This window comes from Stenotrophomonas sp. 05L44_2 (assembly GCF_056665995.1).
This window is the reverse complement of sequence record NZ_JBFTNR010000176.1, coordinates 1-6090: the sequence shown is the minus strand read 5'-3', so window position 1 is coordinate 6090 and position 6090 is coordinate 1. Positions and strand designations below refer to the sequence as shown.

General features: G+C 65.0%; 6 protein-coding genes and 2 pseudogenes. 3 read left to right on the top strand and 5 right to left on the bottom strand.

The genetic code is table 11. The features are described 5' to 3' along the window. From AC1VAN_RS08170 to AC1VAN_RS08150, 5 genes and pseudogenes are all read right to left on the bottom strand, one after another. Window positions 1–294, bottom strand: a pseudogene (locus tag AC1VAN_RS08170) (hypothetical protein); the annotation flags it as partial. A gap of 30 nt (window positions 295–324) precedes the next feature. Beyond that, entirely contained in the window at window positions 325–1209 is an 885-nt protein-coding gene (locus AC1VAN_RS08165; protein ID WP_025876813.1) for a GIN domain-containing protein, read from the bottom strand. A gap of 23 nt (window positions 1210–1232) precedes the next feature. Further along, the gene (locus AC1VAN_RS08160) at window positions 1233–2258 is read right to left on the bottom strand and encodes a hypothetical protein (protein WP_480985601.1); all 1026 of its coding nucleotides are present in this window, start codon (window positions 2256–2258) and stop codon (window positions 1233–1235) included. Further along, the gene (locus tag AC1VAN_RS08155) at window positions 2255–3145 is read right to left on the bottom strand and encodes an ABC transporter ATP-binding protein (protein WP_032976317.1); all 891 of its coding nucleotides are present in this window, start codon (window positions 3143–3145) and stop codon (window positions 2255–2257) included. Before AC1VAN_RS08155 ends, AC1VAN_RS08160 begins: the two co-directional genes overlap by 4 nt. Beyond that, complete coding sequence (locus AC1VAN_RS08150; RefSeq protein ID WP_012511573.1) at window positions 3145–3504, bottom strand: GntR family transcriptional regulator; 360 nt, start codon at window positions 3502–3504, stop codon at window positions 3145–3147. The genes AC1VAN_RS08155 and AC1VAN_RS08150 overlap by 1 nt, the downstream gene beginning before the upstream one ends. A 623-nt stretch (window positions 3505–4127) precedes the next feature. Between AC1VAN_RS08150 and AC1VAN_RS08145 the strand changes: the two genes are divergently transcribed. The 3 genes and pseudogenes from AC1VAN_RS08145 to AC1VAN_RS08135 form a co-directional block, all read left to right on the top strand. Then, window positions 4128–4715: a glutathione peroxidase gene (locus AC1VAN_RS08145; protein ID WP_480985600.1), complete on the top strand. Its 588-nt coding sequence runs from the start codon at window positions 4128–4130 to the stop codon at window positions 4713–4715. A 96-nt stretch (window positions 4716–4811) separates the two neighbouring features. Continuing rightward, window positions 4812–5789: an FKBP-type peptidyl-prolyl cis-trans isomerase N-terminal domain-containing protein gene (locus AC1VAN_RS08140; RefSeq protein WP_480985599.1), complete on the top strand. Its 978-nt coding sequence runs from the start codon at window positions 4812–4814 to the stop codon at window positions 5787–5789. 23 nt (window positions 5790–5812) lie between these two features. Further along, window positions 5813–6090 (top strand): annotated as a pseudogene (locus AC1VAN_RS08135) (UDP-glucose 6-dehydrogenase); the annotation flags it as partial.

Sequence of the window (6090 nt, the reverse complement as noted above, 5' to 3'; positions counted from 1 at the left end):
GTAATCAAGCAGCTGGCGACGCTGGCCATCGTCCAGCGCCACCGGCTTGCCACCGATCAGCAGCTGTCCCTGCGGGGTGATCTCCGCGCGTGGCTGGTTGTCGGCCGAGATCTTGATGTTGCCTTCGGCGATTTCCCTGCGGGCGTCATCCATCGCCTCCTTGACGGTCTGGCCGACGCCGCCCGCGGTCTCGGCCACCGCCTTGCCGGCGGTCTTGTCGGGGCTGGACGTGTCGCCACAGGCGATCAGCGGCAGGCACAGCAGGGCAGCAGGCAGCAGGCGCAGCAGACTCATGGCATTCCCCTCGGATCGGATGGTTGGACGTTACTTGCCGCGCGGCAGGGTGATGGTGCCGGACACGTTGCGATGCTGGACATCGCCGCTGCCGCTGTGCTCGACGGTGAGGTTGCCGCGCACGCCGTCGACATCGATGTCGCCCGAGCCGTGGCTGCGCACGCGGACATTGCCGCCGACCTGCTCGATATCGACGTTGCCGGAGCCGACCACGCCGACCTCGACGTTCCCCTGCACCTGCTTGAAGCCGATGTCGCCCGAACCGACGGTATCCAGCCGCGCGTTGCCACGCACGTCGGTCACCTTCAGGTCACCGGAACCGACCGTGCCGACGCTGGCATCACCGCCGATGTTGCGGGCGTTGACGTCGCCCGAACCCAGCGAGAGCAGGTTGAACGATGCGGCGCCATCGACGTCCAGGTCGCCCGAACCCACGGCGGCATGCACGCTGCCACGGGTGCCGCGGGCGATGCCATCACCGGAGCCCACGTCCATGCTCAGCGACTGCGCGTTCTCGATGCTGCCATCGCCCGAGCCGATCTTGAACTGCAGCGGCAGGTTGTCCGGCACGCTGCCACGGATGTCCAGCCAGGCGTAGCTGTTACCCATCGACAGCGCGTCGCGGCTGTCGCGGCGCAGGCTCACCACCAGCTTGTCGCCCACGCGGCGCTGGTCCAGCACCAGCTGGTCCAGCCAGTCCTTGTTGGACGCGCACGCGCGGCCTTCGAGCTGGCCGCCACCGGTGCTGGCCACCACCTTCAGGTCATGCTGGTTGATCTCGAACACCACCGCTTTGGCACCGGCCGCGTCGATCTTCAACGCGCGCGGCGCGGAGAACTTGCAGTTCGGTGCATCGGCGGCCAGCGCCGACAGCGGCAACAGCAACAGTGCAGTACAGGCAATCAAGGAACGCATGGGTGGTGCCTCCAGGTTGACGATCAGATTTCGCCAGCGCGCTTGCGCAGGCGGATGGCGATGAAGATGAAGGMCACGCCGAAGGCCGCGCCGATCCACAGGTCGGGCATCGCCAGCGACTTGAGCTGGGCAGAGGGCGCCATCAGCGCCACGATCGAGTCCAGATCCTGCCTGGATTCACCGCCACCGGCGCGGTACAGCAGATCCATTCCCGGCATCGCACCCAGCAGCAGACGGCCGACGATGTGTTGCCAGAACCAGCCGGTGGTCAGGTCGAACAGGTGCATCAGCTTGGTGGTGCTGACGATGATGCCGGCGAACAGCGGCAGCATCACTGCCCAAAGGAACGGCTTGCTCCGTGCCCAGGCCGAGCACAGCAGCAGCCAGCCCGCAGTGGGCAGCGCCCACAGGGCGTACACCGGGATGGACACGAACATGCCCATGACCAGGCTCATCGGATTGGCAGGTCCCACGATCAACTGCATCGCATCGCCGCCGTGGGAGACCACCACCAGGCACAGTATCAGCATGAAAACGAGCAGGGTCAGGCTGGAAGCGATGATGGCGATGAGCGGTGCGACGATCAGTGCACTGAGCACCTTGGACAGTACGGTCTGGGTGTCCGACAGCGGCAGCGACTTCCAGAACAGGATGCTGCGGTCGCGGCGATCGTCATACAGGGCGCCCAGGCAATAGAAGAACACCACAAAGGCAAGCACGATCAGTGGCCAGGACGAGGTCAATACCATCGCCAGGTCCAGGCCGTTGCCCAGGTCGGCCATGTCCTTGGCGCTGATGTCGCGGGTCAGCACGGCCAGATCCAGGCCGTTGATGTTCACGCTCTCGCCGTCGATGTGCAGGCCGCCGTCGCGGGCGGCACGATGCAGGGCGAACAGGCCCAGGCCGATGCCGATGCCGCTCATCAGCAGCGAGACGATGCCGGCGATCACCGGGGCGTACAGGAAACCACCGCGGTTTTCCCAGTATTCGCGCTTGAGCAGCCAGCGCAGGGTGCCTGCGGGACTGACAGGATGGTTGACGGCATTCATGCGTAGGTCCCCTTCATGACAGCGACGAACAGATCGGCAAGGCCGGCGTTGCGGGTTTCACCCAGGCTGGCCAGCTGGCTGCGTGGCACCCCGTCGAACAGCAGGACGGTCTTGCCGAAGGCCTGGCTGCGCTCGTCGATGGGCTTCAGTGCGCGGGCGGTTTCAAGCTGGTCGGCACCGACCAGCAGTTCGGTATAGCGGTCGCCGACTTCGTCCATTTCCGCATTGAGGACGATGCGACCATCGCGGATGAACATCACGTCGGTGAGGATGTGCTCGATCTCTTCCACCTGGTGGGTGGTGACGATGATCGTCTTCTGCTCGTCGAAGTAGTCTTCCAGCAGGCGCTGGTAGAACTCCTTGCGGTACAGGATGTCCAGGCCGAGCGTGGGTTCGTCCAGCACCAGCACCTTGGCGTCGATGGCCATCACCAGSGCCAGGTGCAGCTGCACGATCATGCCCTTGGACAGTTCGCGCACGCGCTGCTTCGGCTGCAGCTTGGTGTTGGCCAGGAAGCGTTCGCAACGGGCGCGATCAAAGCGGGGGTGCACGCCGGCGACGAAGTCGATCGCCTCACGCACCTTCAGCCAGCGCGGCAGCACGGCGACATCGGCGATGAAGCAGATGTCGTTCATCAGATCGTCGCGGTGCACGCGCGGGTCACGGCCGAGCACGCTCAGCTCGCCTTCCACCGAGGTCAGGCCGAGCACCGCCTTCAGCGCGGTGGTCTTGCCGGCACCATTGGGGCCGATCAGGCCGATGATGCGGCCTGCCGGAATGGAGAAGCTGGCGTTGTCGAGCGCGAGCGTGTTCTTGTAAGCCTTGCGAAGGCCACGGGCGGTAATGACAGCGTCGCTTGGCACAGCGGTAGTGGGACTGGCATTCATCAGAATTTCCCCTGGGGCAACAATTCGTCGAGACTCAGGCCCAGTCGCTGGATGCGTTCCAGTACGGCCGGCCATTCTTCATTGAGGAAGCGTTCGCGCTCGCTGCTGCGCAGCTGCGTGGCCGCCTGTTCGGTCATGAACATGCCCAGCCCGCGGCGCTTCTCGACCAGGCCTTCATCGGCCAGCTCCTGGTAGGCGCGCGAAACGGTGATGGGGTTGAGCTGGTAATCGGCGGCCACCTGGCGCACCGAAGGAAGGGCATCGCCCGGCTTGAGGATTCCGTCAAGCATCATGGCGATCACGCGTTCCTTCAGCTGGCGGTAGATGGGAGCGCCGTCGCTCCACTGGATGTCGCTCATATTCAGCTCCGTGGGGTCAGCGGCTGTGCGAACGAGAAATACGGCATGGACAGGGAGCTGTGCAGCCGACGCGGGGGGGAGGGGGAGGGAGCGGCATTCCCTGCCGTGGGTGCTGCTGCGTCCTGCGTACTGTCTTCGGAGAGGGTGGGGGAGGACGCGGCCGGCGGTGCCGGCATGGCCAGCCAGACCAGTACGAACAGGGTTGATACCGCGGTGACCGCGGGGGCGGCAAGGCTGCGACGCATCCGGCTGTTCATGGTTCCCCCTGTCTCAGGTGACTGGTGTTGTATGCAACTATAACACCGGCACGCCTGTGTGCAAGTCCTGTCCCCACCCAACTGATGGCAGGGGTGGTCACGGCACCGCAATATTCGTTCAACCGCTTGATATGCATCGAAAAAGAGAAACTGCGGAGGCGCGTTTTCAGTCGGCCTCCCATTCAGCCATGTCCATGCTATGTCATCAGCAGCGGGCTGGGACGCGCGGCAGACTGCTTCCGCCACGCCGTGCAAAGCGCGACAACGCATGCGCTCCAGAGACGTGCAGACCCCGGTGCTATAGTTCGGCCGATTCCCGGCCCGTCACGGCCGGACCCCTGGAATGGCTACCGCGGACCGTCTCCCATGCCTTTGTCGACTGCCTCCTCGCGCCGCCTTCGCGGCCTGTCCCTGTTGACCCTGCTGGCCGCAGGCCTGGCCACGTCGGCCGCCGCTTCGRCCGCCGATCTGCTGGATCTGTCGTACCGGCCGCTGGCGGGCAAGCAGCAGGTCAACCTGCAGCAGCGTTACCACGGGCAGGTGCTGCTGGTGGTCAATACGGCAAGCAAGTGCGGCTATACCCCGCAGTACGAGGGTCTGGAAGCGCTGCAGAAGCAGTACGCCGGCAAGGGATTTGCCGTGCTCGGCTTCCCGTCCAACGATTTCAAGGGGCAGGAGCCGGGTGATGAAAAGCAGATCCAGGATTTCTGCACGCTTACCTATGGTGTGAAATTCCCGATGTTCGAAAAGGTGCACGTGACCGGCGCGCAGGCCACGCCGCTGTATCAGCGCTTGACCGCCGCCACCGGCGTGGCGCCGGCGTGGAATTTCCACAAGTATCTGGTCGGACGCGATGGCACGGTCATTGCCCAGTTCGCCAGCAAGGTCACCCCGGATGATCCGCAGCTGAAAGCGGCCATCGACAAGGCGCTGGCGGCACCGGCCGCACATTGAATGCCGGCACGGATGCCTCGACATCGACGGCATGCGTGCGACAATACGTGTTTTCGCGCCGACGTCGGCGTCCAGTCACTTCCAGGAATGCAGCGAATGAAAATGGGAATGCGCGGCGCCGCGGCGTCGGTTCTGATTCTGGCGATGGGCACCTCCGGTGTCGCCCTGTCGCAACAACCGGCCGCTCCTTCGGCCGCCAAGGAGACCGCACCCTTGAATTCCCCCAAGCAGAAGCTCGGCTACGCCATTGGTCTGGATGTGGCCAAGTCGTTCGCGCCGATCGCCGATGAAATCGATGCAGCCGCGCTGCGCACTGCCGTGGAGCGTTCCTTCGAAGGCCTGCAGCCGCAGATCACCCAGGAACAGGCCAAGGCGACCGATGCCGCCCTGCGCCAGGTGGTGATGGCCCGCAGCGGCCAGCAGGTGCCGGGCGTCGCGCCGGGCTCGCAGCCGGCGAAGGTCGATCGGGTCAAGGTCGCGCAGATGATCGGTGCTTATTCGGTGGGTCCGTCGCTGGCACAGCTGAAGGACGATATCGATACCGCTTCGCTRTTTGACGCGATCAACACTGGCCTGAGCAAGGGCCAGCCGAAGATGAGCGAAGCCGATGCCACTGCCACCATCCAGTCGTTCATGGGTGCCAAGCAGGCCGAGATGCAGGCCAAGGCCGCACAGGCAGCGCAGACCAACCGTCAGGAAGGCAACGCSTTCCTGGCCAAGAACAAGACCSWGCCGGGCGTGGTGACCACCCCGTCGGGCCTGCAGTACCAGGTGATCCGTCCGGGCAGTGGCGAGCGTCCGTTGCCCTCCAGCAAGGTGCGCGTGAACTACGAAGGCAAGCTGSTCRACGGCACGGTGTTCGACAGTTCCGCGGGCCGTGGCCCGGCCGAATTCGGTCTGGACCAGGTCATCAAGGGCTGGACCGAGGGCGTGGCCCTGATGCCGGTCGGCTCGAAGTACCGCTTCTGGATCCCGGGTGAACTGGCATACGGCGAGAACGGCACCCCKGGTGGTCCGATCGGTCCGAACTCCACCCTGACCTTCGACGTCGAGCTGCTGGGCGTTCTGCCGTAAGCCAACACGGAGTCAGCACGGATATGCGCGTTGCGATTTTTGGTACCGGCTACGTAGGTCTGGTGACCGGCACCTGCCTGGCCGACGTTGGCCACCAGGTGGTCTGTGTCGATATCGACCAGGCCAAGGTGGATGGCCTCAACCGGGGCATCATCCCGATCTACGAGCCCGGCCTGGAGCCGATGGTGAAGGCCAACCACGCCGCGTCGCGGTTGGTGTTCACCACCGACGCGGCGACCGCCATCGGCCACGGCCAGGTGGTGTTCATCGCCGTGGGCACGCCGCCGGRCGARGATGGCAG